Source organism: Vibrio sp. 704 (assembly GCF_033339295.1).
This window is the reverse complement of the sequence record NZ_JAWOUH010000513.1, coordinates 1-664: the sequence shown is the minus strand read 5'-3', so window position 1 is coordinate 664 and position 664 is coordinate 1. Positions and strand designations below refer to the sequence as shown.

Genomic DNA, 664 nt, shown 5'->3' with positions numbered 1-664 from the left:
CGCCTCTGACTGCCAAGGCATCCACCGTGTACGCTTAGTCACTTAACCATACAACCCGAAGGAGTTTCGAGTTGATGAACAAGTCACCAAAGTTGTCTCTCATTATTTGAATGAGCGAGAGACATTCGATTTTGCCGGACTCAATTTCGAATAATCACTATAAAAGTGATATTCCCAAGAACACTTGAATGTGTTTTTTGGTGTTTGTCATAAAGACAAACATTGAGAACTTTACAAACAACAATAAATTGTTGTTTTGTCAGCTTTCCAAATTGTTAAAGAGCTAGATTTTCTGATGAAAACCATTTTTAAAGATTCTTTTTCAAGAACACTTAAAGATGGTGGAGCTATGCGGGATCGAACCGCAGACCTCCTGCGTGCAAGGCAGGCGCTCTCCCAGCTGAGCTATAGCCCCATCAAGGTGTCGATACTGTCGCCAATTTCTTGGGAAAGAAATTGGTGGGTCTGAGTGGACTCGAACCACCGACCTCTCGCTTATCAGGCGAACGCTCTAACCACCTGAGCTACAGACCCAGTATCGTCTCTTTACTTTATAAACCGTATCAATCTGTGTGAACACTCATCGCAATAATCATCGTTTAAGGAGGTGATCCAGCGCCAGGTTCCCCTAGCGCTACCTTGTTACGACTTCACCCCAGTCATG

General features: G+C 43.8%; 2 tRNA genes and 1 rRNA gene. All 3 read right to left on the bottom strand.

Features of this window, described 5'->3' with window-relative positions:
- Positions 1–339: 339 nt before the first annotated feature.
- Positions 340–415: transfer RNA gene (locus R7R24_RS27455), tRNA-Ala, on the bottom strand.
- A 42-nt stretch (positions 416–457) separates the two neighbouring features.
- A tRNA-Ile gene (locus R7R24_RS27450) sits at positions 458–534 on the bottom strand.
- 66 nt (positions 535–600) lie between these two features.
- Positions 601–664, bottom strand: a 16S ribosomal RNA gene (locus tag R7R24_RS27445); the annotation flags it as partial.